21 protein-coding genes and 1 tRNA gene are annotated in these 25,428 nt (G+C 67.2%); 6 read left to right on the top strand and 16 right to left on the bottom strand.

The genetic code is table 11. The features are described 5' to 3' along the window. Window positions 1–90 precede the first annotated feature (90 nt). The 3 genes from pepN to BJEO58_RS12045 all read left to right on the top strand — a co-directional run bounded on the left by pepN (window position 91) and on the right by BJEO58_RS12045 (window position 4,668). Entirely contained in the window at window positions 91–2,715 is a 2,625-nt protein-coding gene (gene pepN / locus BJEO58_RS12055) for an aminopeptidase N (RefSeq protein ID WP_101589722.1), read from the top strand. A gap of 216 nt (window positions 2,716–2,931) precedes the next feature. Next, window positions 2,932–4,104 (top strand): mechanosensitive ion channel family protein, encoded by a 1,173-nt coding sequence (locus tag BJEO58_RS12050; protein WP_101589721.1) that lies wholly within the window; start codon window positions 2,932–2,934, stop codon window positions 4,102–4,104. A gap of 120 nt (window positions 4,105–4,224) precedes the next feature. Further along, on the top strand, window positions 4,225–4,668 hold the full coding sequence (locus BJEO58_RS12045; RefSeq protein WP_101589720.1) for a globin: 444 nt from the start codon (window positions 4,225–4,227) through the stop codon (window positions 4,666–4,668). Between the two features lie 4 nt (window positions 4,669–4,672). On the opposite strand, the gene BJEO58_RS12040 is transcribed toward BJEO58_RS12045, so the two are convergent. Both BJEO58_RS12040 and BJEO58_RS12035 read right to left on the bottom strand, forming a co-directional pair. Then, window positions 4,673–5,392 (bottom strand): DUF8185 domain-containing protein, encoded by a 720-nt coding sequence (locus BJEO58_RS12040; protein WP_101589719.1) that lies wholly within the window; start codon window positions 5,390–5,392, stop codon window positions 4,673–4,675. Beyond that, window positions 5,385–5,930 carry an acyl-CoA thioesterase gene (locus BJEO58_RS12035; RefSeq protein WP_101589766.1) on the bottom strand — a complete coding sequence of 182 codons (546 nt, stop codon included), beginning with the start codon at window positions 5,928–5,930 and terminating at the stop codon, window positions 5,385–5,387. Before BJEO58_RS12035 ends, BJEO58_RS12040 begins: the two co-directional genes overlap by 8 nt. A 178-nt stretch (window positions 5,931–6,108) precedes the next feature. Between BJEO58_RS12035 and BJEO58_RS12030 the strand changes: the two genes are divergently transcribed. After that, the gene (locus tag BJEO58_RS12030) at window positions 6,109–6,993 is read left to right on the top strand and encodes an acyl-CoA thioesterase (protein ID WP_101589718.1); all 885 of its coding nucleotides are present in this window, start codon (window positions 6,109–6,111) and stop codon (window positions 6,991–6,993) included. Window positions 6,994–7,175: 182 nt separating this feature from the next. On the opposite strand, the gene ettA is transcribed toward BJEO58_RS12030, so the two are convergent. The 8 genes from ettA to BJEO58_RS11990 form a co-directional block, all read right to left on the bottom strand. Continuing rightward, entirely contained in the window at window positions 7,176–8,858 is a 1,683-nt protein-coding gene (ettA, locus tag BJEO58_RS12025; RefSeq protein ID WP_101589717.1) for an energy-dependent translational throttle protein EttA, read from the bottom strand. 79 nt (window positions 8,859–8,937) lie between these two features. Continuing rightward, window positions 8,938–9,615 carry a DUF6993 domain-containing protein gene (locus tag BJEO58_RS12020; protein WP_101589716.1) on the bottom strand — a complete coding sequence of 226 codons (678 nt, stop codon included), beginning with the start codon at window positions 9,613–9,615 and terminating at the stop codon, window positions 8,938–8,940. Window positions 9,616–9,727: 112 nt separating this feature from the next. Next, the gene (gene ssb, locus BJEO58_RS12015) at window positions 9,728–10,234 is read right to left on the bottom strand and encodes a single-stranded DNA-binding protein (protein WP_180951940.1); all 507 of its coding nucleotides are present in this window, start codon (window positions 10,232–10,234) and stop codon (window positions 9,728–9,730) included. A 198-nt stretch (window positions 10,235–10,432) separates the two neighbouring features. Next, entirely contained in the window at window positions 10,433–12,085 is a 1,653-nt protein-coding gene (locus tag BJEO58_RS12010; protein WP_101589714.1) for a GTPase, read from the bottom strand. Next, window positions 12,085–13,794: a dynamin family protein gene (locus tag BJEO58_RS12005; protein WP_101589713.1), complete on the bottom strand. Its 1,710-nt coding sequence runs from the start codon at window positions 13,792–13,794 to the stop codon at window positions 12,085–12,087. The genes BJEO58_RS12010 and BJEO58_RS12005 overlap by 1 nt, the downstream gene beginning before the upstream one ends. Window positions 13,795–14,058: 264 nt before the next feature. Next, a tRNA-Arg gene (locus BJEO58_RS12000) sits at window positions 14,059–14,131 on the bottom strand. 136 nt (window positions 14,132–14,267) lie between these two features. Then, window positions 14,268–14,585, bottom strand: a complete 318-nt coding sequence (locus BJEO58_RS11995) for a thiamine-binding protein (protein ID WP_101589712.1) — start codon at window positions 14,583–14,585, stop codon at window positions 14,268–14,270. Window positions 14,586–14,591: 6 nt separating this feature from the next. After that, window positions 14,592–15,788 carry an acetyl-CoA C-acetyltransferase gene (locus BJEO58_RS11990; RefSeq protein WP_101589711.1) on the bottom strand — a complete coding sequence of 399 codons (1,197 nt, stop codon included), beginning with the start codon at window positions 15,786–15,788 and terminating at the stop codon, window positions 14,592–14,594. A gap of 376 nt (window positions 15,789–16,164) precedes the next feature. Between BJEO58_RS11990 and BJEO58_RS11985 the strand changes: the two genes are divergently transcribed. Continuing rightward, on the top strand, window positions 16,165–17,775 hold the full coding sequence (locus BJEO58_RS11985; RefSeq protein ID WP_180951939.1) for a cell division protein: 1,611 nt from the start codon (window positions 16,165–16,167) through the stop codon (window positions 17,773–17,775). 432 nt (window positions 17,776–18,207) lie between these two features. On the opposite strand, the gene BJEO58_RS15005 is transcribed toward BJEO58_RS11985, so the two are convergent. Together BJEO58_RS15005 and BJEO58_RS15440 are read right to left on the bottom strand one after the other, a co-directional pair. Continuing rightward, on the bottom strand, window positions 18,208–20,238 hold the full coding sequence (locus tag BJEO58_RS15005; protein WP_180951938.1) for an HNH endonuclease signature motif containing protein: 2,031 nt from the start codon (window positions 20,236–20,238) through the stop codon (window positions 18,208–18,210). 539 nt (window positions 20,239–20,777) lie between these two features. Then, a complete protein-coding gene (locus BJEO58_RS15440; RefSeq protein WP_101589708.1) occupies window positions 20,778–21,077 on the bottom strand; it encodes an Rv1322 family protein in 300 nt (99 codons plus the stop codon). 31 nt (window positions 21,078–21,108) lie between these two features. Here BJEO58_RS15440 and nucS point away from each other — a divergent pair, with 31 nt between their 5' ends. After that, window positions 21,109–21,804, top strand: coding sequence for an endonuclease NucS (gene nucS, locus BJEO58_RS11960; protein WP_101589707.1), 696 nt, complete (start codon window positions 21,109–21,111; stop codon window positions 21,802–21,804). 102 nt (window positions 21,805–21,906) lie between these two features. On the opposite strand, the gene murA is transcribed toward nucS, so the two are convergent. From murA to atpD, 4 genes are read right to left on the bottom strand one after another with little or no spacing between them, the layout of a single operon-like run. Next, on the bottom strand, window positions 21,907–23,208 hold the full coding sequence (murA, locus tag BJEO58_RS11955; protein ID WP_101589706.1) for a UDP-N-acetylglucosamine 1-carboxyvinyltransferase: 1,302 nt from the start codon (window positions 23,206–23,208) through the stop codon (window positions 21,907–21,909). Beyond that, on the bottom strand, window positions 23,205–23,663 hold the full coding sequence (locus tag BJEO58_RS11950; protein ID WP_101589705.1) for a DUF2550 domain-containing protein: 459 nt from the start codon (window positions 23,661–23,663) through the stop codon (window positions 23,205–23,207). The genes murA and BJEO58_RS11950 overlap by 4 nt, the downstream gene beginning before the upstream one ends. Before the next feature lie 22 nt (window positions 23,664–23,685). After that, entirely contained in the window at window positions 23,686–23,949 is a 264-nt protein-coding gene (locus tag BJEO58_RS11945) for a F0F1 ATP synthase subunit epsilon (protein ID WP_101589704.1), read from the bottom strand. A gap of 3 nt (window positions 23,950–23,952) precedes the next feature. Continuing rightward, a complete protein-coding gene (gene atpD / locus BJEO58_RS11940; protein ID WP_101589703.1) occupies window positions 23,953–25,407 on the bottom strand; it encodes a F0F1 ATP synthase subunit beta in 1,455 nt (484 codons plus the stop codon). Between the last annotated feature and the right edge of the window lie 21 nt (window positions 25,408–25,428).

Below are 25,428 nucleotides of genomic sequence, written 5' to 3'. Positions count from 1 at the left end.
CTGTCGCACGCCTGTTCCGGTCGCCCGGCGTCCCGCATGTCAGAATGAGGACAGCAACGACACTGACGCAGATCCCCACCGGAGGACCGTATGCCGCAGCACAATCTCACCCGCGCAGAGGCGCAGGACCGCGCGGGGGCCCTGAGTGTGCACTCATACGACGTCACCCTCGTGCTCGACGGCAAAGGCGGCTCCTTCCGCTCGGTCACGACGGTCTCCTTCTCGTCGACGAGCGGGGCCGGCACGTTCATCGACGCGATCTGCGAGAGAGTCGACCGGCTGGTCCTCAACGGCGAGGAGCTCGAGCCGGAGCGCTTCGTCGAGGACGGCCGCATCGTCCTCCCCCATCTGGCGGAGAAGAACGTCCTCACCGTCGACGGGCGCTTCTCCTACATGAACACGGGCGAGGGGATGCACCGCTTCGTCGACCCGGTCGACGATGAGACCTATCTCTACACACAGTTCGAGGTGCCGGACGCGCGCCGCGTCTTCGCGGTGTTCGAGCAGCCGGACCTCAAGGCCTCCTTCACGTTCACCGTGCTGGCGCCCTCGCACTGGACCGTCGTCAGCAACTCACCCACCCCGCAGCCCGATGAGGCTCAGCAGACGGCCGTGGCGCTGGGAATCGACAGCGCCGGCCTGTCCGTGTGGCAGTTCGCGCCGACACCGCGGATCTCCAGCTACATCACCGCGATCATCGCGGGACCGTACTCGTCCATGCACTCATCACTGACGAGGGCGGACGGTGCCGAGGTCCCGCTGGGGGTCTTCTGCCGGGCCTCCCTGGCCGACCATCTCGACGCGGACGACCTCTTCGCTCTGACTCGCGCGGGCTTCGCGTTCTTCGAGCGCCTGTTCGGCGTCCCCTACCCGTTCGAGAAGTACGACCAGCTGTTCGTCCCGGAGTTCAACGCAGGCGCCATGGAGAACGCGGGCGCCGTCACCTTCCTGGAGAACTACGTCTTCCGGTCGCGTCCCACCCGTGCGATGGTCGAGCGCCGGGCGGTCACCATCCTCCATGAGCTCGCCCACATGTGGTTCGGCAACCTCGTGACGATGCGGTGGTGGAACGACCTGTGGCTCAACGAATCGTTCGCAGAGTACATGTCGACGCTCGCCGCCGCCGAGGCGACGGAGTTCACCGACGCCTGGACCACGTTCGCGACTCTGGAGAAGTCGTGGGCGTACCGTCAGGATCAGCTGCCGTCGACGCATCCGATCGTCGCGGAGATCGCCGACCTCGAGGACGTCGAGGTCAACTTCGACGGCATCACGTACGCGAAGGGCGCCGCAGTGCTGGGAGCGCTCGTGGCCTACGTGGGCCGCGAGGCGTTCTTCGCCGGCGTGCAGAAGTACTTCTCGGAGCACGCCTGGTCGAACTCCGTGCTCGACGATCTGCTCCGCCCGCTCGAGGAGGTGTCCGGCCGCGACCTCCGCGCGTGGTCGCGGCTGTGGCTCGAGGAGTCCGGCGTGAACGTGATCCGCGCCCTCCCTTCCAGGGATGACCACGGCGCGCTCACCGCCCTCTCCCTCACCCAGGAGCCCCACATCATCCCGGGCCAGCCGGTTCCCAGCCTGCGCCCCCACCGCGTCGGGGTCGGCTTCTACCGCCTGGGCGACGACGGCCGCTTCGTCCGCCTCGCCAACGTCGACACGGACCTGGACGGAGACTCCGTCGACGTTCCCCTTCCGGAGCGCGCATCCGCCGCCGAGGTCGTCGTCGCCAACGACGGAGACCTCACCTATGCGAAGGTCCGGTTGGACGAGGGTTCCCTGGCTCTGGCATCGAAGCATCTGAACGGATTCGACGACTCGCTGACGCAGCTGATCGTCCTCTCCTCGATCTGGGATTCGGTGCGCGACGGCGAACTGCCCGCCGCCCACTACGTCGAACTGCTCCATCGGCATCTGCCCGCGATCACGCATTCCTCCGGGCTGCTCGTCCAGCTGCGCCAGCTCGCAACCGCTCTGGACGCCTACGTTCCGCATCCGCGCAGGCGCGACCTGCGGGTGCGGATGGCCGACCGCCTGTGGGCACTCACCGGCGGCGCCGACGGGATCCCTGCCGGGTCGGACCAGCAGCTGCAGCTCTTCCAGGCGTTCTGCCGCCAGGCGTCCACGGAAGCGCACATGGATGCGCTCGAATCCGTGCTGACCGGTGATGAGACCGTACCGGGGCTCGTCGTCGACACCGACCTCGAATGGACGATCGTCACCGCGCTGGCCGCCGGCGGACGCTGGACCGATGCCCGCATCACCCAGCACCTCCGCACCGACGACACCGCCGCAGGGCAGCGCGCTGCGGCCACCGCGAAGGCCTCCCGGCCGTCGTCGTCGGCCAAGACGCAGGCATTCCTCGGCCTGGTGGACGACCGCTCCCTGCCGAACGCGATGATCGGTGCGATCGCACAGGGGTACGCCCGCGGGCTCGAGCACGTCGACGGGACGCTCGTCCCTGCGGATGCTCCCCTCACAGATTTCAGTCGGGAGTACTTCGACCGCGTCACGGGCTGGTGGGAGTCGCGAACGCTGGAGATCGCCCAGACACTCACCCTCAGCCTCTTCCCACCCGCGTCGGAGCGCACGGCGAAGGCGACCGAGGCGTGGATCGAGTCACATCCGAAGGCGCCCAAGGGACTCCTCCGACTGATGCGGGAGAACCTCGACACGACACTCCGCGCACTGCGCGCCCAGGCTGTCGGCATGGAGGGCTGACCGAGCCCGCAGAGTGCGGACGTGCAGGTCATCGGGGCCCCGCCTGCGCGGCGGATGCCTCGAACCCCAGCGTGCGGTGACCGGCAGCGGGACCGCAGCGGCGCCGCCCGCGGACGCTGCCGGCCCGGAGCCGTCACGCGGCAGTTGAGCGTCCTCTCAGACAGTGCACGGAACGTGAGTGCGTCGTCCAGGAACCGGCGTTAGTGTCAGTCCAGTATGGCAATCCTCCCTCACCTCCACGCAGTCCCGTCGCTGCTGACAGGCACCGCTTCCAGCGTGCTCGCAGCACCGCAGACGGCAGACGCCTCCGCCGAGCCGTCGACCCCGGCGAGTTCGGCGCCCACCCAGACGCCGTCCCCTCCGTCGGTGGAGGAGATGCAGCGCAGCGTCGAGGAGTCAGCATCCTCCGGACTCGAGTTCATCACCGGCACCGGCCTGCGAGTCGCCGTGATCATCGCCGTCGCGATCATCCTCACGTTCGTCTCCAGGCGCCTCATCCACCGCTTCGCCCAGTCGATCGCCGAGGGCCACACCAAACGGGGAATCATCTCCAAGGGCGAGCGGAAGCAGTCGGGCGCTGCGGACGCCGCAGCGCGGACGCGACGCGCACAGAGATCCGCCACGGTGGGCTCGCTCCTGAAGTCGATCGCCGCGATCATCATCTGGCTCCTGGCCGTTCTCATGGTGCTCACCGAACTCGGCTTCGATCTCGCACCCATCCTGGCGTCGGCCGGCATAGCCGGCATCGCCTTGGGCTTCGGTGCACAGACGCTCGTGAAGGACTACCTCGCGGGCTTCTTCATCGTCATCGAGGACCAGTACGGGATCGGCGACGTCATCGATGTGGGCGAAGCGATCGGCACCGTTGAAGAGGTGGGTCTGCGGACCACGAAGGTCCGTGCACTCGACGGCACGCTCTGGCATGTGCGCAACGGCGAGATCCTCCGCGTCGGCAACTTCTCCCAGGGATTCGGCAATGCTCTGCTCGACCTGCCCTTCCCGTACGACGCAGACGAGGAGACCGTCACGACGATCATCAACGATGCGGCTACCGCTCTGCGCAAGCACCCGCAGTACGACGACGTCATGCTGGAGGCGCCGGAGATCATGGGCGTGCAGGAGATCAGCGGCGAGGCCGTCACCATCCGCGTCACCATCAAGACGAAGCCGGGCGAGCAGTTCGCGGTCGGCCGCGCATTCCGGGGCGAGTTCAAGCAGCAGATGACAGCACACGACATGACAGTCCCCTGGAGCCAGGCCGTCATCCGCACGATGCCGAATCCGTCAGCGGCCTCCGCGACGCGCAGGGCGGCCGACCACGCGGCGGAGAAGGCGGACGGCGAGTCTGCTGGGAGCAGCTCGGAGGCGACCGCCGCGCCCAAGGAGTAGCGACTCCTGCGACCCAGCGACGCCCAAGGAGCAGCGACGCCCAAGGACCAAACGCCCTCCGGTACGGTGTCGAGCAGGACCGCGGAACATCCCCATGCCTGCAGACGAGGAGCCCCATCCATGACCACGCCCCGCACGACGATCCCCGTCGGACGACCGTCGAGCGTCTTCGAGTCCGTCGGCGGACATGAGACATTCACCGCCCTGGTGGACGCGTTCTACGCGGGGGTGGCCGAGGATGAGCAGCTCATCGCGATGTACCCCGACGGGCTGGAGCTCGACGGGGCGAAGTGGCGACTGCAGGCCTTCCTCGAGCAGTACTTCGGAGGCCCGACGACCTACTCCGAGGAGAGGGGCCACCCGCGGCTGCGCATGCGGCACATGCCGTTCCCCGTCACGTTCGATGCCCGCGACAGGTGGCTGCATCACATGCGGGGCGCTCTTGATGCGATCGCGCTGCCGCCCCTGTACGACGAGCTCATGTGGGACTACTTCCAGCGCGCCGCCACCGCGATGGTCAACACCGGGGACGCCGACCGGCAGCCCCCGGGCCCACTGATCTGAGACGTCACCGGACCAGCACGTGACCTCCGGGCATGCTCAGTCGCGTCCACACCCCTGACCGCAGGACGTGGGCGACGTCTGCGCCCGCGAGGAATCCCAGCACGAAGGCGCCGAATGCCGCGCCGGCGGGGATCGGCTGGGAATGCTCCACATCCGACGACTCCGGTGTGTAGCCCACCTCCAGCGCCGTGCGCGACCAGACCTGCTTCCGCAGGGAATCGACAGCGAGAGAGCCCGCCTTCTCCGGCGTTCCCTGAGCGACTTCTTCGATCCCGGCTTCCGCCACGCCCGTGAGCGACCCGACGCTCACGGTGCCGAGCGGCTCCCACGGCCCGCGCGGAGGCGAGATGCCCGCCCACGGAGCCCGGACCTCGGCGGGGGGAATCGGGATTCCCAGCACCGGCTGGTCTGCTGCCGATGCTTCATCGCGATCACCTGCGGCCTCGAGCCGGGCGAAGCGATCGAGCAGCGCTCGAGCATCGACCACGACGTCGAGTCCGTCCATCGCCGGAGACCTGAGCCGCAGCATGCGCATGCCCAGCACCAGTGGCATGCTGTCGCCCAAGCCGTGCGGGTGCAGCGGGGCGACGGTGAGGACGAGCACGTCATTGGCGACGGCCATGCGCACCGCCGCGTCCTCATCAGCATGGGCTGCCCTCGCGATGAGCGTCTTCCAGTCCTGCAGGGCCGTCGGATCGACGGGGATGAGCAGATCGTCAGACATGGCGGAGCCTCACAGCTGCCGTCACTGCGGCTTCGAGCTCTTCACGCTCGTGGTCGCGGATGCGACGGGCACGACCGCTGGCGGTGTCCACGAAGACGACCTCCGTCTCTGCGACGGTGTATGCCTTCGCCCCATCCGCTTCTGCGATGACGTAGCCGACCGTCATCGAAACGGGTGACACGGCGGAGATCACGCAGTCCACTGCGACCGGGCCTTCGCGGTACGGGACGGGTTCTCGGTACTCGATCCTGTGGGAGAGCACGAGGAGGTCGGTGTCCGCACTCGCCCGGCCCAGCACGTCCGGCAGCCCGGAGCCCAGCACGACCCGGCCGGCTCCCGGCACCTCCGTGTTCGCGGCGTCGCGCGCAGCGGTCGGCGACCCGAAGGCCCGCACGCGGGCCTCCTCCAGCACCCGCAGCTGGGTCACGTTGTTGACGTGACCATAGGCGTCCATATCGCCCCAGCGAAGCTCGATGAGCACGCGGGTGAAGGAGCCGGGGATGAGCGGGTTCGTGAGAGCCGAGGACGTCTGGTGCATGGCCTCCATCCTGCCATCGACGACGCGCCCTGCCTGCATCCTGCTCCGTCGGGCGGGATCCCTGAACGATCGATAAGACAGGGCGGTAGGATCAGGACATCACGCGCGCGGACCCACGCTGGACTGCGCGCCTTCACGACCGACGAGAACCGAGCGGCTGGGCCGCGAGGAGGAGACCATGGACGCGACAGCCGACATCGATGAATTGCAGCGGGTGCTCGACCTGCGCCGACTCGACACACCGGGGATCGGCGGTGAGGAGCACAACTTCCGGGGGTGGAACCAGCCCAAGCCGGGAGACGTCCTGTTCGGCGGACAGGTCCTGTCGCAGTGCGTGGTCGCCACATCCGCCACAGTGGCCGATGACCGCCCGATCCATTCGTTCCACGGGTACTTCCTGAGGGCCGGCTCAGTCTTCTCCGACCTGACGTTCGGCGTCGACGTGCTCCGCGACGGGGGCTCGTTCTCCGCCCGACGCGTGCAGGCCTACCAGGACGGGCAGCCGATCTTCACCGGCATGGCATCGTTCCAGCGCGACGAGGAGGGCCTCGACTATCAGGACACGATGCCCACCGACGTGCCTCCGCCGGAGGAGCTCCCGTCACTCTCAGAGCAGCTTGCCGACATCGATCATCCCCTGCTCGAGGGCTGGATCTTCAAGCGCCCGTTCGAGATCCGGGGCGTGGAGCCCGCTATCCAGGCGCGGTTCCAGGGTGAGCAGAAGGCGTCAGAGATGTTCTGGGTCAAGACCGTCGCACCCTTCGGCCACGACCGTGTCCTCAACGCCGCAGCCCTGGCGTACGTGAGCGACTACAACCTGCTCGAGCCGACGCTGCGGGTCCACGGGATCCCCTGGTACACGCCGCAGCTGCGGATGGCGAGCCTCGACCACGCGATGTGGTGGCACTCCCCCTTCGACTTCGACGACTGGCTGCTGTTCGACCTCACGGGGCCGAGGTCCAACAACGGTCGCGCGCTGGGCACCGGCCGAGTGTTCTCCCGCGACGGGCGTCTCATCGCGACCATGTCGCAGCAGGGGATGCTTCGCCTCAAACAGCGCTGAGTAAGCGCGCGGAGCACTGAGAGTGCGCGGGTGAATGTGTGGAGGGCCCCTCGCGAGGGGCCCTCCACACATTCATAGCAGCTGTTCCGATCACACTCGCCGACGGCCGACCGGACGAACCGAGCTGCCCTGCAGCGATGCGCTGCGGGGCATGCGGCTCAGTGCGCTGCGGGGCGTGCGGGTCAGTCGCGGGTCAGACGGCGGTGCGTGACGCGGTGCGGACGTGCTGCGTCCTCGCCCAGTCGCTCCACCTTGTTCTTCTCGTAGGACTCGAAGTTGCCCTCGAACCAGTGCCACGCGCCCGGGTTCTCCTCCGTGCCCTCCCACGCGAGGATGTGCGTGGCGACGCGGTCCAGGAACCAGCGGTCGTGGGACACGACCACGGCGCAGCCGGGGAACTCCAGCAGAGCATTCTCCAGTGAGCCCAGGGTCTCGACGTCGAGGTCGTTGGTCGGCTCATCGAGCAGGAGCAGGTTGCCGCCCTGCTTCAGCGTGAGCGCGAGGTTCAGCCGGTTGCGCTCACCGCCGGACAGGACGCCGGCCTTCTTCTGCTGGTCCGGGCCCTTGAAGCCGAATGCGGACACGTAGGCGCGCGACGGCATCTCGACGTTGCCGACCTGGATGAAGTCGAGTCCGTCGGACACGACCTCCCAGAGGTTCTTGTTCGGGTCGATGCCGCCACGGGACTGGTCGACGTAGGAGATCTTCACGGAATCGCCGATCTTGAGATCCCCGCCGTCCAGCTCCTCCATACCGACGATCGTCTTGAACAGCGTCGACTTGCCCACGCCGTTCGGGCCGATGACGCCGACGATGCCGTTGGGCGGCAGCGAGAAGGACAGCCCGTCGATGAGCGTGCGCCCGTCGAAGCCCTTCTGCAGCGCGTCCGCTTCGATGACGAGATTGCCGAGGCGGGGCCCCGGTGGGATCTGGATCTCTTCGAAGTCCAGCTTCCTGGTCTTCTCCGCCTCTGCCGCCATCTCTTCGTAGCGTGCGAGGCGGGCCTTGGACTTCGTCTGACGCGCCTTGGCGTTGGAGCGCACCCATTCGAGCTCGTCCTTGAGGCGCTTCTGCAGCTTCTGGTCCTTCTTGCCCTGCACCGAGAGACGTTCCTGCTTCTTCTCCAGGTACGTCGAGTAGTTGCCCTCGTACGGGTACAGGTGTCCACGGTCGACCTCTGCGATCCACTGCGCGACGTGATCCAGGAAGTACCTGTCGTGCGTGATCGCGATGACTGCGCCGTGGTAGCTCGACAGGTGCTGCTCGAGCCACAGCACCGATTCTGCGTCCAGGTGGTTGGTGGGCTCATCGAGGAGGAGCAGATCGGGCTTCTCCAGGAGGAGCTTGCACAGTGCCACGCGACGGCGCTCACCGCCGGACAGGTGGGTGACGGCCATGTCGCCGGGCGGGCAGCGCAGTGCGTCCATCGCCTGCTCGAGCTGCGAATCCAGATCCCACGCGTCCGCGTTGTCGATGGCCTCCTGCAGCTTGCCCATCTCTTCCATCAGGGCGTCGAAGTCTGCGTCCGGATTCGCCATCTCCTCGGAGATCGCGTTGAACCGATCCACCTTGCCCTTGATCTCGCCGACCGCCTCTTCGACGTTCCCCCGCACGGTCTTCTCCTCGTTGAGGGGAGGCTCCTGCAGGAGGATGCCGACGGAGTATCCGGGGCTCAGGCGGGCTTCGCCGTTGGAGGGCTGCTCCAGGCCCGCCATGATCTTGAGGATCGTCGACTTGCCGGCGCCGTTCGGGCCGACCATGCCGATCTTCGCTCCGGGATAGAACGACATCGAGACATCATCGAGGATGACCTTGTCACCGTGCGCCTTGCGCGCCTTGTGCATGGTGTAAATGAATTCTGCCATAGTGCCTTCCAGCCTATAGCTCGGGCGCGCCTACGACCATTCTCGACGCGGCGTCACGCGTCACCCTTTCTGGACTGCGTCAGTTGCCGCCGAGGCCCGCCCCGCCGGAATCGTCGTCGGAGCCGCCCGACTCACCATCCGCTCCGCTGCCGGAGCCGTCTTCGGCTCCCCCATCGCTGGAGTTCCCGCCGGAATCTCCTTCGCCGCCGTCAGAACCGTCATCCGCACCGTCGCCGGAGTCATCGTCCTCGGACTCCCCGGAGAAGTCCTCACCCGGGATATGGCCGGCACCGTTGTCCCCGGCGCCCTCCTCACGTGGTTCACCGCTGGGTTCGGGCGCGTCCTCGGGCCGATCGATCGCGCCGTAGAGGCATGTCCCCGTCGACTCCGAAGGCGGCATGAGGCTCGCGAAGATATCGCCTTCTCGGATCTCTCCGACCACGCAGCCCTCGTCGAGCAGCACCGCGAACATCTTCGAGGAGACGCCGGTGGCCAACGGTGTGTCGTCCTGGGTGGCCTCCAGCTGATCGGCGTCGTAGCCGGCCTCCATGAGGGTGTCGAAGAGGGATGCGGACGTCGGCAGCGCCCCTTCCTCGTCGACGAGCGGCGCGAGCACCGCCGTGACGTCGTCGACGATCGCCGGTTCTTCGGATTCCACGACATTCGGCTCGGCGGGTTCGCGTTCGAACACGGAGCATCCGGTCAGCAGGAGCGCGACGGTGCCCGTGAGGGCGGCGAGTCGACGAGTCGTGACCATGCGAGTCCTTCCGGAGGGCGATTGCGCGGATCCCACTCTAGCGCCGCATGCGCTCGTCCACGACTCGCCGCTCCCGGATGTGCTGGGAGCGCCGTGCCGCGGCACGGTCCTCTCAGAACGGAGCGCCCGCCGGCGCTCGCTCCTCCTCACTCGGGGCTCCACCCGCTTCCACGTCCGCCGCAGCACTGGCACCGTCTGCTCGCGACGTGCCGGTGCCGTCGCCCTCACCGTCGTCGTCTGCCGGGTCCGGGGAGGGGGTGAGTGTGCTGGAGCTGACGAACTTCGCGACGCCGAACAGCAGGTTGGGTCCCACGACATCAGCCACGATCGTGCCACTGGTGCCGGTGCGACCTTCCTTCTCCCAGTCCCGCAGTCGCAGCTCGCCCACGACGATGATGCTGTCGCCCTTGTGCACGCAGTACGCCATATTCTTCGCCAGTGCGCCATAGGCGTTCACGTCGAACCAGCTGACTCCGCGATTCACGACCTCGCCGGTCGCCCCGTTGAAGTAGTCGTGGTTGACGGCGATCCGGACGTTCGCCCAGGCACGACCGTCCTCGAAGGCGCCGGAACGCGGCTCGTGGCCCACCGTCCCGACGAAGACATTCGTGATCTTCATGTGACTCCCCTTCCACCCATCGACAGGGAACCTCCCTGTCCGGCAGTGGAACGAGCACATCGTGCGCATGTGTTCTGTACAACGGGGCGACGAGGCCTGTGGATACGCCGCAGGTGCGCACACATCGTGTGTGCGCACCTGCGTGCTAGGTGGGCTTCGACGTGTGACGCGGAGTCCGCGCACGTCGTCGTGGAGAGGTCAGCGCAGCCCGTCGTGGATGCGGCGGTGGTCGTCGACGACGGCGGTGATCGGCTCGAGGAATGCGCTCTCCGCAGTGGAACGGACCGCTGCCTGGAGCCGCTCGGTGATGGAGTCCGCAGCCTCGACTGCGCCCGCCCTCCGCGCTCGTGATGCCCAGGCGGACACGACGAAGGATCCGATCACCCCTCCGACGAACAGGACGACCGGCACGATCCACAGGAACAGTCCCGGTTCGAAGCCGACTCCGAGCATAGCGATGATCTGGAAGATCAGCCACCCCAGTCCCAGGACGGTTGCCGTGAAGAAGAGCACCTGCAGGATGCCCGCCAGTGTCCACCATCCCGGTTGCCGGCGGGGGACCTCGACTGCGGTGATCGCCTCGTCGAGGTTCTCGGAGAGTGCCTCCGAGCTGGCACGCTCCTCCTTCGCGACACGATTGCGCCACACGGACGGCATCCCGGACACAGCGGCATCGACCAGGTCGTGCGCAGCCAGGCTCACGCGTGCACGCTGAGCCCGCGTCACCTCGGGCGATCCAGCGCGGATGAGATCGTCGCGGTCCGCTCCGTGCTTCGCCCCCAGCGGATCCGCCTGCGAACGCTGCATCCAGGCGAAGACCGGGTAAGCGGTCCGCTTGTACGCACGTCGGAGATAGTCGTCATGCACCGTCTGCGAGATCGCGTCGACTCCGGCCGCATCCGTCATCGCGTCCACGAGCTCCTGTGCTCCGCGGATGTCTGCGATGCCGTGGGGCGGCTCGCCGATCTCGTCGAGGACGCGGCCGTTGACGGTCCGCACATCCGCCAGAAGCCGTTCTGTGACGGCCCGCTTCTGCGCGACTGTCTCCGACAGGATCCGGCGTAGGTCGTCGACTCCGTAGTGGGTGACGGCCGATGCTGTGCGGACACGCGCATCCACCAGACCATCGGCCTGCAGGAGCGATGAGAAGTGATCGGAGGCGTCCTGGCGCTCAGCCGGTGCGATCCTGTCGATCTGATTGAGCACGAACACCATGGCCGTGCTGTGCTCAGCGAACGCCGCCAGGTAGCCCGTGTGCAGGGAGTAGTCGGCATACTTCTGCGGGTCGACGACCCAGAACACCACGTCGACCAGGCCGACCATGCGGTCGGACTCCAGGCGGTGTGCGCTCGCGGTCGAATCATGGTCGGGCAGGTCGATGAGGATGAGCCCGTGCAGCGCGGACTGGTCGTCACCATCCAGCGCGGATTCGCGCCACGTGCGATTCTCGACCGGGACGTCGAGCCAGTCGAGGAGCTCTTCTCCCCCGGCCCCCCACACGCAGGCGGTGGGCTTCGACGTGGTGGGACGTCGAACGCCGACCTGGGCGATCTCCAGCCCTGCAACAGCGTTGAACAGGGAGGACTTCCCCGATCCGGTCGAACCTGCGAACGCGACGACGGTATGGTCCTCGCCCAGACGCATGCGCTCGTCGACGCGCGCCAAGAGGTCCCTCGCGTCAGTGACGAGCTCGGGGCGGAGGGTGTCCTCCCCGCGTTCGAGCGCATATCGCAGACCCTCCGTGAGACGGCCCAGCTCGTCGCGCGACGGATCGGATCCCGCCGCAGCGTCTGAGCGCGCCGACGTGTCGGTGGCCGGCGCCGTGCCGGGACGTGTCGACTGGTCGATCATCACAGTGCCTCCTCGAGTCTCGTGCCGCTCCCGCGCAGCGTGCCCGCCTGCCGGGGCGGGACCTCGGCCGCGGCCAGTGCGTCGTCGAACGGCGTGCGGCACGACGTCACGAGTTCCTGCGCGGAGTCGAGCAGGCGTGTGCGGACCGTGTCCGCCAGGTCACGCGTCACCTGGTCGCCGAAGATCGTGTCCAGAAGCTTCCCCGCCACCACAGCCGTACCGCCTGCGATGCCGACCTCTGTACCTGTCAGACCGCCGGTTCCTGCGAACGCAGCGAGCATGAGGACCGCTCCCACGCCGTTGACGCCGAACGACAGGATGCGAGCCTTGGCGCGCTTCGACTGGCCGACGTCACGGACGAGGTCGTTGACGCTCTCGGACCACTGAGTGATCGCCCGGTTCACGCGCGCGTCGAAATCTGCGGGGACGCGGAAGCGGGCGAAGCCCTCGTCGCCGTGCGCGGCGATGAGCGCCGCACCTGCCGGGGTCTCCTCCCAACTCATGCGAGCACCCGTGACCGCCTGGACCGCCTGCTCGCGGATCAGCAGGCTCACGCTCTGCTCGATCGCCAGCTCCAGGGGTTCGGATGTGTCCCGCTTACCGGTGACGGCGGCGGTGATCCGGTCGCGCAGTCGCGCGACAGTGGGTTCGATGCCGCGGAAGAACTGCCCGGCACCCACGAAGTCCTGCCACCTGGCCAGCACCTCGCCGCGCAGCACGCGGCCATCGGCCAGGGATGCGGCGAGCTCGCCCATCGCGGAGCTGAAGCTGTCGTCGACTGCCGAACTCAGGCGCGCGTGCTGCTCCTCCTGCTCCACGATGTGAGTGGCGAGCTCCTCTGCGCGCGGAGGCACGGTGGCCAGCGCGCCGACGAGGGTCTTCTCCACGACTCGCGACCGAGCCGCTTCGCTGCGCCCCAGGTTGAGGATCCACGAGGTGAGGGTGAAGACCGCGGCCTCGGGGATCAGCCCGTCCTCGAGCGGGACCTCCGGCACGGTGAAGACCGGCGAGGAACCCAGCCCCGCGTCACTCAGCAGTTCGGTGAGGTGACGGCGCACCTCACGGTTGGCCTCGGACGGGACCCGATCCAGCACGAGCGCGACGGTCGTGCCGCGGGCCTGCGCCTCGGTGAGCAGTGCCCACGGGACGGCGTCCGCGTAGCGGGCCGCGGTCGTGACGAAGAGCCAGAGGTCGGCAGCCGCGAGCAGCTGGCGGGCGATGCGGCGGTTCGACTCCATGACGGAGTCGATGTCCGGCGAATCGAGCAGCGCGAGGCCGGGAGGGATCGACGCGTCGGCCACGAGCCGCAGCTGCGGCTTGTCCAACTCAGTCTCCTCACGCGTCACCCGAGCGAATCCTGCGAGGACACGGTCGGACTGGAAGTGCTCAGCATCATCCGGGTGGTGGACGAGAACGGGAGAACGAGTCGTCGGGCGGATCACCCCGGACTGCGTGACGGACTTGCGGAGGATCGAGTTCACGAGTGTCGACTTGCCTGCGCCCGTCGAACCACCGATCACCACGAGCAGCGGTGCGTCCGGATTCTGGACACGCGGCAGCAGGTAGTCCTCGAGCTGATTGCCGAGCGAGTGCTGGAGGGCCCGGGCATCGGGGGCCGACGCGGTCTCCAGGGGCAGTCGGGCGTCCTGCACACGTCGCAGCAGATCCGCCAGCGCGGAAGCGGCGTCTGCGCCGACGGATTGGGTCATTGAGCGGGCATCCACGCGTCAATCATGGGCGCAAGCGGCTCCGACCTCCACTCACCACGCCGGGACCCTGCGGTTTCACTGAGAGTCGTGACCCTCCGAGTGCGCGCACCTGCTGGGTGCCGGGTGCTGGGTGCTGGCACCTGTTGAGAATCCCGCATCGGCCCATCCGTCTGGCGATCGGCGGATCCGTCGCCGGCAGACTCGCATCCTCGCAGCCCGCACTATCCTCACAGCTCGTCCCATCACTGTCAGCGGCGTTGAAAGTGCCCCCAGCAGGATTCGAACCTGCAACCTACGGATTAGAAGGCCGTTGCTCTATCCATTGAGCTATGGGGGCGTGTCACCGGGTGGCGACCACGCAGTATCCTACCGCCGCCGAGGCGCCGGGCACACACCAGCAGGACTCAGCTGGACGTGTGCTCCGACTCCCCCGGCGCAGCAGGCATGCGTGTCGGTCGTGAGCGCTCCGCGCACTACTCGGAGGTGCGGTCGATCGCCTGTTCCAGCCGTTCCAGCTTGCCGTCCAGCTCATCGGTGCGGCCCGAGCGGATGTCGGCCTTCATGACCAGCGAGACACGGGGGCCGAAGGCGGCCACGGCGTCGGTCGCGGCCTTCACGACGGCGAACACCTCGTCCCACTCTCCTTCGAGAGTGGTGAACATCGAATCCGTACGGTGCGGGAGTCCGGATTCCCGCACCACCTTCACCGCGGCGGCGACGGCGTCATGGACGCCGCCGTCACCGTCGGGATCGGCACCACCGGACGGTGCGACGGAGAACGCGAGCAGCATGATCGATCAGCCCTTCGGAACAGTGATGATGAGAGCGTCGCCCTGACCGCCGCCGCCGCAGAGCGCCGCAACACCGGTGCCGCCGCCGCGACGCTTGAGCTCGAGTGCGAGGTCCAGGGTGATGCGAGCACCGGACGCACCGATCGGGTGGCCCAGCGCGATCGCCCCGCCGTTGACGTTGACCTTCTCCGCATCGACGCCCAGGTCTGCGGTCGATGCGAGGCCGACCGCGGCGAACGCCTCATTGATCTCATAGAGGTCGAACGAATCGGCTGCGACCCCCGCCCGCTCCGCCGCGGCCCGGATGGACTGCGACGGCTGATGCTGCAGCGACGAATCCGGGCCGGCAGTCCACGCGTGAGCGCCGATCTCCGCGAGGATCGGCAGGCCGAGCTCCTCAGCCTTCGCCTTGGACATGACGACGACTGCCACGGCCCCGTCGGAGATCTGCGACGCGTTGCCCGCGGTGATCGTGCCGTCCTTGCGGAAGGCGGGACGCAGCTTGCCCATCGACTCACCGGTGGAGTCGGCACGCACACCCTCGTCGAGCTCGACGGTGACCTCGCCTCTGCGGGACTTCAGCGTGACCGGGGTGATCTCCTCGGCGAGGCGACCCGAATCCTGCGCGGCTGCAGCTCGCTGGTGCGACGTCGCAGCGAACTCGTCCTGCTGCTCACGGGTGAAGGAGCGCTTCGGATCATCATCGTCGTTCGCCGCCTCGGTGAGACCGCCCATCGCCTCATCGGTGAAGGCGTCCCACAGTCCGTCGTAGTCCATGTGGTCACGAACCTGCACAGTGCCGAACTTGTAGCCGGCACGGGACTTCTCGAGCATGTGAGGTGCGTTGGTCATCGATTCCTGACCACCGGCGACGACAACGTCGTACTCACCCGCGCGCACGAGCATCGCGGCCTGTGTGATCGCGTTGATCCCGGACAGGCAGAGCTTGTTGATCGTGATCGCGTTGACGGACATCGGGATGCCCGCCTTCACCGCGGCCTGGCGTGCGGGCCCCTGCCCACAACCGGCCTGGAGCACCTGCCCCATGATCACGTGCTGGACCTGATCGGGGCTCACGCCGGCACGGGAGAGAGCCCCGCTGATGGCTTCCGCCCCCAGATCCACAGCGCTGAGTGAACCCAGCGCACCGGACATCTTCCCGAACGGCGTACGCGATCCCGCGACGATGACGGCTTCGGTCATTGTTCCTCCTCATGAAAGTGCCCCTGAGCCGCCGATCGATGTGATCGGGTCGGCCTGCTCAGCACCAGACGAAAGTGTTCTGCATCGCACGTCGCCTACAGCCTATCGAAGCCCACGGACTCCCCCGACACCTCGGGTGTCCTCGCTCAGCGCACACCCGAATCTTCTGCCCGCCCTCATAGGTACCTGGGACAGTCGGCTCATAGGCCGATACGGGTGCCGCCGGAAGCCGCCCACGCACTAGAGTGGGTTCCGAAGCGCGGCAGGACCGCGACCATGCGGGCAGACGCTCAGCAGAGTCACTGTCCGGTGTGGGAAGACTCCGACCGGCCGCCATACAGCCATCGAGCATGATCTGAAGAGGATGGGAGCCTCAGTGACGCCTCCAGAAGAGTTCCGCACCGCGATGCGCGGCTACGAGAAGAGTGAAGTCGATACGCGCATCGGGCAGCTCAAGAAGGAGATCGACTCCCTGCGCAAGGCGCTCAAGGACGCACGCAGTCAGGTGATCAGCGCGGACCGTGCGAAGCTGCAGGTCGCAGGAGAGCTGTCCGAGGCCAAGCAGCAGCTCAAGAAGGCCGCGAACGCCCAGCCGGAGACGGACGGAGCGCCGGGCACCAGAATCGACCACCTGCTCAAGATCGCAGAGTCCCAGGCTCGCGAGACGCTGGCCCAGGCGACTGCCGATGCGGAGACGATCCGCAACAAGGCCCGCGCAGACGCCGCTGGTCAGCGCGCCCGCATGCGCACTGAGTCCGATGACACCCTGAGCGGCGCACGCTCCGAGGCCGAGGCGATCACCTCGTCCGCAGAACTGCGCGCGTCGGAGACGATCACCGCTGCCGACAAGAAGGCGAAGGAGACCCTCGCCTCGGCGGAGCGCGAAGCTGAGCGCCTGCGTTCCACCGCAACGGCCGAAGCATCGGACTCCCGCGAATCCCTCACCAGGGAGCTCGCCACTATGCGCGCCGACGCGGAAGAGGCGGCCGCACGCGTGCGCAGCGAGGCGAAGACCGAAGCCGATGAACTGCGTGCTGCAGCGCAGACGGAGGCCGACGCACTTCGCGAGGACGCACAGGAGAAGGCTGACGCCCTGCTGGCGGACGCGAAGTCCCGCGAGGAGGAGACGCGGAAGGCATCGGAGGCCCTCGATCTCGAGCTCGCCACGAAGAAGAGCGAGTTCGAGAAGTCGGAGAAGGAGCGCTTCGACACGTCGAAGGCGGAGAACGACCGAGTCTTCAAGGAAGCACAGGAACGCGCAGAGAAGGCCGAGGCCGACGCCAAGGCGGCGACGGAGCGTGCCGAGCACACCCGCAATGACGCCGTCGAACAGGCCGACACGATCATTGCGGACGGGAAGAAGCGCGCGCAGACGCTGATCAGTGAAGCGCGTGCGACTGCGGAAGCGACTATCGAGGAATCGCAGGCCGAATCCCGCCGGAACGTGCAGTCCGCGCAGTCGCAGGTCGATCTGCTCACGAAGCAGCGGAAGACCATTGCGGCGCAGCTCGACCAGCTCCGCTCCATGTTCGCGAACCCGGGCCTCCTTCCCACGTCCGACGATCCGAAGGAGCCCAGCGCGGAACGAGTGGCGGCAGGCGCTGTTCCCACGGAGAAGATCGCGGACGAGGAAGAGCTCAAGGCTCTTCGCGCGGAGGCTGGATTCGGCACCGAGGCTGGAGCGGACGGCGACCAGGACACCGACGAGATGTCGGTCGACGACACGGCATCGGCTTCTGAGGGTGCCGTGGATCCGGACGACGCCGAAGCCGTGATCGTCGATGCAGAGACGGATGACCCCGCGCCGGAGGCTGCCGACGACGCAGCCGATCAGGACGACGAGGACGAGCCTGATCAGGGCGACGAGGACGAAGCCGTCGACAGCGACGGCACTGCCGAGTCGGCCGACGACGCAGCCGGTGGATCGGCTGGTAAACCGTCCACCACCCTGCACGGACGCCCCCAGGCGAACAACCGCCCGCGCTGAGTCCCTGGGATGTGATGACGGCTGTGGCCGAGCGGTGCTCCGCTCGGCCACAGCTGTCTCTGCCTGCGGCTCGCAGACTTCTGGCCGATCGACCCGCGCGGGTCCCCGAGCGGCTCTGCTCCACCATTCGGGTGGCTCTGAGCCTGCGCGTTTCGCGCGGCTGTTTGCGTGGTTTCGCGCGACTCTGTGCCTGTGCGTCTCGCGCCACTCTGTGCCTGTGCGCTCGTCCCGGCTGACAGGCGAGCGATCCGCTGTGGGCACGACGCGGCCGAACCCGGTCAGTGAGGGGCGCCGATCCCCGTCAGGGAGACGTGCCGATCCCAGTCAGAGAGGCGCGCCGATCCCCGTCAGGGTGATGTGGGGCCGCTCGTGTCGGGACGAAGCCGAGCACACTCCCGAGGGGCGGGTCTGGACCCACTCCTGCCCCTGCCGTCAGAACGGTGGTGGAACCTCGCTGTCACGATCGGGGTCATCAGGGTCGTTCAGGTCGTCGAGGTCGTCGAGGTCGTCAGGCTCCTCGCGTTCGCTGGGTGCACCGGGGTCGCCGAGATCGTCGGGCCTGCCTCGGCCGTCTGGTTCGTCTGATCCGCTTGATGCTGGGATCGTGGTGAATAGATCCGGCCCTGCGTATCCTTCCCCGACCGGCGCCCGATCGAACCGATCCGCCTGCGCCAACAGCACCTCGGGATCTGGAGGATCCAACCCCGCTGCCAGCGGCGGCGGACTCGTCGACGCGGTCACCCCCAACGGCAGCACCCACGCCACTTCATTCCGACCAAGACGCTGCAGCCGAATCGTGCCCATCGTCTTCAACTGATGATGGTGCTTGCACATCGCATGCAGGTTCTCCATCACCGTCAATCCGCCCGATGCAGGATCCACCCTCGAGAACCGACAGCAATGCTCGATCTCACACCACCCCGCCGGATGACTGCACCCCGGCACCGTGCACGTCCGCCACTTCGCCCGCACCGTCCGACGCATCCCGGCAGTCGGCTCATACGTCTGCGCAACATGATCCGTCACGATGCTCGTCGCCGGATCCGTCAGCACCCGATACCACGACGTCGCATACCCAGCCGCGTCCCGGCAGAATTCCGCAGACACCGGCACATCCCCGTTCACTCGCCCCGGCCGATCGTCCAACGACAGCACCGTCGAGACCGGCACCGTGACCGTCACCTGCGCCTGCTTCCGCAACCACTCACCATCCGTCGGGCACAGCACATCCACGAACGAACCCTCAGGAACATCAGCCCCACGCCCCGCACCAGCCGCAGCCGTCCCACCGCCAGCACCGCCAGCCTGCACGCTCGCTTCCGCCGCGCCCCGACCCGCATCCGAAGACTTCACCGGGCCGACACGGACCTGAGTCCGCGGACGCGCACCGGCCAGCAAGTCGAACATCAACTCCGCCACCCGCCGATCATCCGATAACCGACCCGCCAGTCCCTTCGCATCCAGGTCCTGGCCGTCCTTCGCGAGCCCGAGCGCACCGATCTCCTGCCGCCGAATCGCTCTGGCCGTCGCCCGCAGCCGCTGGAACAGCGCCTCGATCACACCGATCGGACCCACCATCTCCAGCACAGCCGTGTCATCATCCCGCCGTTCGATCCGCACACACCGCTTCTTCCGCGCAGCATCCGGATCAGCAGGCACAGGATCCAGGATGCGGATCCGCATCCTTGCCTGCTTCTCGAACTGATCCAACGACAATCCCGCATCCAGACCATCGAGGAACCCATCCAGAGCCTGCACCTCCCCGAGCGGCAGGAGGGCATCATCGATCCGGACATGCAGACGCTCAACCCGCTCCGCCGACAACCGTCCCACCACCACCGAGGACAGCAGATTGTGCAGCCCGATGAACGACACGATCGCCCGGGCACAGGTCCTTCGGGCGACCTCCAGCTTCGTACGCAGCGTCGCTGCGACCACGACCATGTCCTCACTGGCCAACAGCCCACGCGCCCGCGTCGAGATCCGCGGATCGTCATACGCACCAACCGCAGACCCTGCGGGAGAGCCCTTCGGAGCCTGCGACTGAACAGCAGGATCCGCCCCAGGCCCTGGTTCCGGAGCGGCGAGGAACGCCTCCAGCTCCCCTTCACCGCCCTCACGATTCAGCGCCCGAGTGAGAAGGAACGCCGCCAACTGAGCAGACTCCACCGCCCGCATGCGCCCCACCACCCCGGCAGTGTCCGACCAGTCGCCGAGCAGACGAGCCGAGGTGGCCGCAGACACAGTCCCTCCCACAGCCGATGGCGAGACCGCAGGGGACTCAGTCGCGGCAGCATCCACACCGGGCTGCGACCCGAACGACCACGACAGTGGACCCGACACCCCGAACCGACCAGCAGCGACCCGGCCGATGGCGGCGCGCACATCCGCGACTGTGAGCAGCCGGACAGGACCACCCGCATCCTCACTCCGGAGACGGCCGCCCGCCAGATCCTCCGTCATCGCCCCTCGCCCCTCGCCTCTCCCTCGAAGCACGTGCCACTGCACAGAACACAGCCGCCACACGATCCGTCACTCCACACCGTCACCGGCGGGTGAAGGACCATCACCATTGATGTTCTACACACTATTCGAAGGCACGGACACAGCGACGAACTACGACACGTCGGCAGCAACAGTGCAGGTGAGACGGTCCAGAATGGCACGACGTCGGAACTGCAGGGCATCTGTTCGGAGCTGCAGGGCATCTGCACGACGCACGCGGAGAGAGTCGAGGTTGCTGGAACCGGGAGATCCAGCCGTGCGATCCGACCGCCACGACACCTGTCAGGAGGAGCCCAGCACGGGGAGCAGTACACGCCCAGAAGACCCCGGGAGGCCCTTCAGCGCAGACATTCGGTGCGGATCCCGCACGACAGGCCCCGCACGACAGGCCCCTCGCCGCAGGCCCCGCACGTCCGGCACCAGAGAGTCGGCACCGCAGAGGACCCGCACAGCTCGAGCGGCCGCACTGCAGCCCCCACCCGGTCCGCTGCGCGCGGTCAGCGGCGACGTCCCCGAAAGCAGTGGGTGTGCCAATGGCGCCGCGCCTCTGGTCCCGTACCGAGTCCGTAGGCCGCGACCTCGCGCCATGCGATGGTGTGCGGAGTCGACGCGGAGAGGTCCTGCTGACACCCGGGACACGTATAGACCTTCCCGGACGATGTGCCCGAGGTCTGCTGCACGACCCATTGACCATCACGCGCATCATCGATCCGCCGGCGGGTCGCGAATCCGGCCGACAGCTCACGAGCCGGACGCTGCCATTTGTTGGCGCGGCGCGAAGAGGACGAACGTGGCATGACACCAGTGTCTCACGTAGTGTTGACGCCTGTGCGAGTCGTGATTGCGAAGTGCCAGGTCGACTATGCCGGACGTCTGTCCGCGCATCTCCCCCTGGCCATGAGGGTCCTCATGATCAAAGCGGACGGCAGTGTGCTGGTCCATTCGGACGGTGGCTCCTACAAACCGCTCAACTGGATGTCGCCGCCCTGTTCGATGCGCATCGACGATCCCTCAGCGATCCAGGTCGAAGCCGGCTTCTCGGAGATCTGGACCGTTCGCCAGAAGAAGACTGACGACACGCTGGTCATCTCCATCGCAGAGGTCGTGACGGAGATCGAGCAGGAGCTGGGCACCGACCCGGGCCTCGTCAAGGACGGCGTCGAAGCCCATCTGCAGGAGCTGCTCGCCGAGCACATCGACACCCTCGGCGACGGATACACCACTGTGCGGCGGGAGTACATGACTGCGATCGGTCCCGTCGACATCCTCGCGCGTGACTCAGCAGGCTCGTCCATCGCGGTGGAGATCAAGCGGCGCGGCGGCATCGACGGCGTCGAACAGCTCACGCGCTATCTCGAGCTCATGAATCGCGACGCCACACTCGCGCCCGTCACCGGCGTCTTCGCAGCTCAGGAGATCAAGCCGCAGGCGCGTACACTCGCCGAGGACCGCGGCATCCGATGCGTCGTCCTCGACTACGACGCCCTGCGCGGGATGGATGACCCGGAGACTCGCCTGTTCTGACCGGGCTGGCCCGCCAGGGACGCCCCGGAGAATCGAGACCGGATCCCACCACCTGCAGCACCACGCCTCACGTGCAGCAGCGCGGCACGGGATGGCCGTGCCTCACGGGATGACGGTGTCCGGCTTCTCCACTCGCTCGACCGACGCCCCCAGCTGAGTCAGCTTCTCCACGAAGTGCTCGTACCCGCGCTCGATGTGGTCGACGCCTGACACCTCAGTCCGTCCACCAGCGGTCAGACCCGCAACGACGAGACCCGCGCCCGCGCGGATATCACTCGCCTCGACTTCAGCGCCGGACAGAGAATCCGTACCGGTCACCAATGCGTGGTTGCCGTCGATGCTCACCCTGGCACCCAGCCGCGACAGCTCATTCACGAACCGCCACCGCGCCTCGAACAGGTTCTCGGTCAGCAGTCCCACACCATCGGCGACCGCATTGAGAGTGATGACGAACGGCTGAAGGTCGGTGGGGAACCCGGGGAAGGGCAGAGTCGACACCCTGATCGGTCGTGGTCGCGAGGGACCGATGACGCGGAATCCTGCGATCGCAGGGTCTTCGGATACCACCGGTTCGACCCTGGCACCCGCTTCCACGAGCTTGTCCGCGACGTTCGGGAGGAGATCGAGCTCCACCCCGTGCACAGTGACGTCACCACCCGTCGCCGCAGCGGCGAACGCCCACGTCCCCGCCACGATGCGGTCGCCCACACACCGGTGATCGACCGGGCGCAGGCCCGGCACCCCCGTCACCACGAGGCGGGATGTGCCGATCCCCTCGATGTCAGCACCCATCTCCACGAGCATCTCGCAGATGTCGACGATCTCCGGCTCCTTCGCCACATTCTCGATCGTCGTCACACCGCGGGCCAGGACAGACGCCATCACGAGGTTCTCCGTCGCACCCACGGACGGGAACGGCAGAGAGATGTCAGTACCACGCAGCCCGTTCGGGGCGCTGGCGACGAAGTACCCGTGCTCCAGGCTCACGTCTGCACCCAACTGCTCCAGTCCGTGCTGGTGCATGTCGAGCCCACGGGAGCCGATGGCATCGCCGCCGGGGACGGCGACCTCGGCTGCGTGCATCCGTCCCACCAGGGGCCCGAGCACGGAGATCGAGGCCCGCATGAGCCTCACGAGTTCGTAGTCTGCAGTGATGCCGGGCGCTTCCGGTACATCGATCGCTACTGTGCCGGCGCCGGCGTCGTAGTCGATGCCGCACCCGAGGCGATGGAGCAGTTCGCACATGATCCGGACATCTGCGATGGCCGGGACGTTCGAGATGACCGAACGGCCGGGAGCCAGCAGCGTCGCGGCCATGAGCTTCAGGACGGAGTTCTTCGCACCCGTCACCGTCACGTCGCCGGACAGGACCGCAGGGCCCTCGATGACGAAGACGTGCCTCATGTGAACCGTCCCATCGTATGGTTGGCGCCCGGGGGCGCGGACTCGAGCCAGGAGGAGAAGCCGGAGAGCGCCTCCCCGTCGAGGGCCAGCCGTATCGTCTTGGGCGACCCGCGATGAACATCGTAGCGGCAGACGATCACCTGCGCGTCCGGCAGCAGGGAGTACTCCTCGCCGTCAGCGGGACTCCCGCGCTCGACGATCTCGAGATCGGCGCGCGGGAGGATGAAGCTGGGGTGCGGTCGAAGACTGAAGACCGGGTACCAGTCGAGCGCGGATACGCCGAAGACGGCGACGCCCAGTCGCCATACCCCCGGCTTCTCGAGGGGCTCGAAAGAGCAGTCGAAAGCGCCGGCCGCTCGAGTGAGCGACCGGCGCCTGACGGTGAAGAGCACGACGATGACCACAGCCGCTCCGACCGACGAGAGCAGAATGATCAGCAGAACGGATGCAAGCACGTCGCTTCTTCCCGGGGACTTCTCAGTCCACGATCTCGGCCGCGTCGGCGACCACGGAGACCCTGTCGTTCGCCACCGACAGGAATCCTCCATTCGCCTGCGCGCGGACGGTGTCACCGGCCGTCGTGAGAATGCGGACCTCTCCCCCGGCCACAAGCCCCATCAGGGGCTCGTGGCCGGCGAGGATGCCGATCTCGCCTTCGGTGGTGCGTGCCACGACACGCGTGGCCTCGCCCGTCCAGACCTCACGGTCGGCGGAGACGACGACGACTGTCAGCACGGCCATCGGTCAGTTCTCCTTCTGGAGCTGATCGTAGTTGCGCAGCACATCCTCGATCGGACCGACGTTGAAGAACGCCTGCTCCGGGATGTGGTCGAAATCGCCGTCGCAGATGCCCTTGAAGCCCTCGATGGCGTCCTTGACAGGAACCGTCGAACCTTCGACACCGGTGAACTGCACAGCGGTGTAGGTGTTCTGCGACAGGAACTGCTCGATGCGACGAGCGCGGTGCACGACGACCTTGTCCTCTTCGGACAGCTCGTCGACACCCAGGATCGCGATGATGTCCTGCAGCTCCTTGTTCTTCTGGAGGATCTGCTTGACGCGCACCGCGGTGTCGTAGTGGTCCTGACCCACATTCAGCGGGTCGAGGATGCGCGACGACGACGACAGTGGATCCACGGCCGGGTAGAGACCGCGCGACGCGATGTCACGGGAGAGCTCCGTAGTCGCATCGAGGTGTGCGAACGTGGTCGCCGGAGCCGGGTCCGTGTAGTCATCCGCGGGGACGTAGATCGCCTGCATCGAGGTGATCGAGTTGCCGCGGGTCGACGTGATCCGCTCCTGCAGCACACCCATCTCGTCCGCGAGTGTGGGCTGGTAGCCCACAGCGGACGGCATGCGGCCGAGCAGCGTGGAGACCTCGGAACCCGCCTGCGTGAAGCGGAAGATGTTGTCGATGAACAGCAGCACGTCCTGGTTCTGGACGTCGCGGAAGTACTCCGCCATCGTCAGACCCGTCAGTGCGACGCGCAGACGCGTGCCCGGAGGCTCATCCATCTGGCCGAACACCAGTGCGGTGTTCTTGAGGACTCCGGACTCCTCCATCTCGAAGATGAGGTCGTTGCCCTCACGCGTGCGCTCACCGACGCCGGCGAACACGGAGACACCGCCGTGGTCCTGTGCGACACGGGTGATCATCTCCTGGATGAGGACCGTCTTGCCGACACCGGCACCGCCGAACAGGCCGATCTTGCCGCCCTGCACGTACGGGGTGAGCAGGTCGATGACCTTGATGCCCGTCTCGAACATCTCAGTCTTCGACTCAAGCTGGTCGAAGGTGGGAGCCTCGCGGTGGATGGGCCAGCGGTCGGTGATCTCATAGGGCTCGGTGAGCATCGACGTGTTGAGGACATCGCCCGTCACGTTGAAGACCTTGCCCTTGGTGACGTCACCGACGGGAACGCTGATCGGCGAACCGGAGTCGATGACCTCCTGACCGCGGACGAGGCCGTCGGTGGGCTGGAGGGAGACAGCGCGGATGATCCCGTTGCCGAGGTGGAGCTCCACCTCGAAGGTGATCTTCCGGATGCCATCGGACAGGGCGACCTCGGTCGTCAGCGCGTTGTAGACCGTCGGGACCGAATCGAGCGGGAACTCGATGTCGACCACGGGGCCGATGACGCGCGAGATCCGGCCTGTGGTCCCCTGGACCTGGGGGGTTTCGGAAACTGTGGCAGTCATGTTCTCTTTCTCTTCTGCTCT

The organism is Brevibacterium jeotgali, from assembly GCF_900169175.1.
Lineage (GTDB): Bacteria > Actinomycetota > Actinomycetes > Actinomycetales > Brevibacteriaceae > Brevibacterium > Brevibacterium jeotgali.
This window is presented reverse-complemented; position numbering and strand designations above follow the sequence as displayed.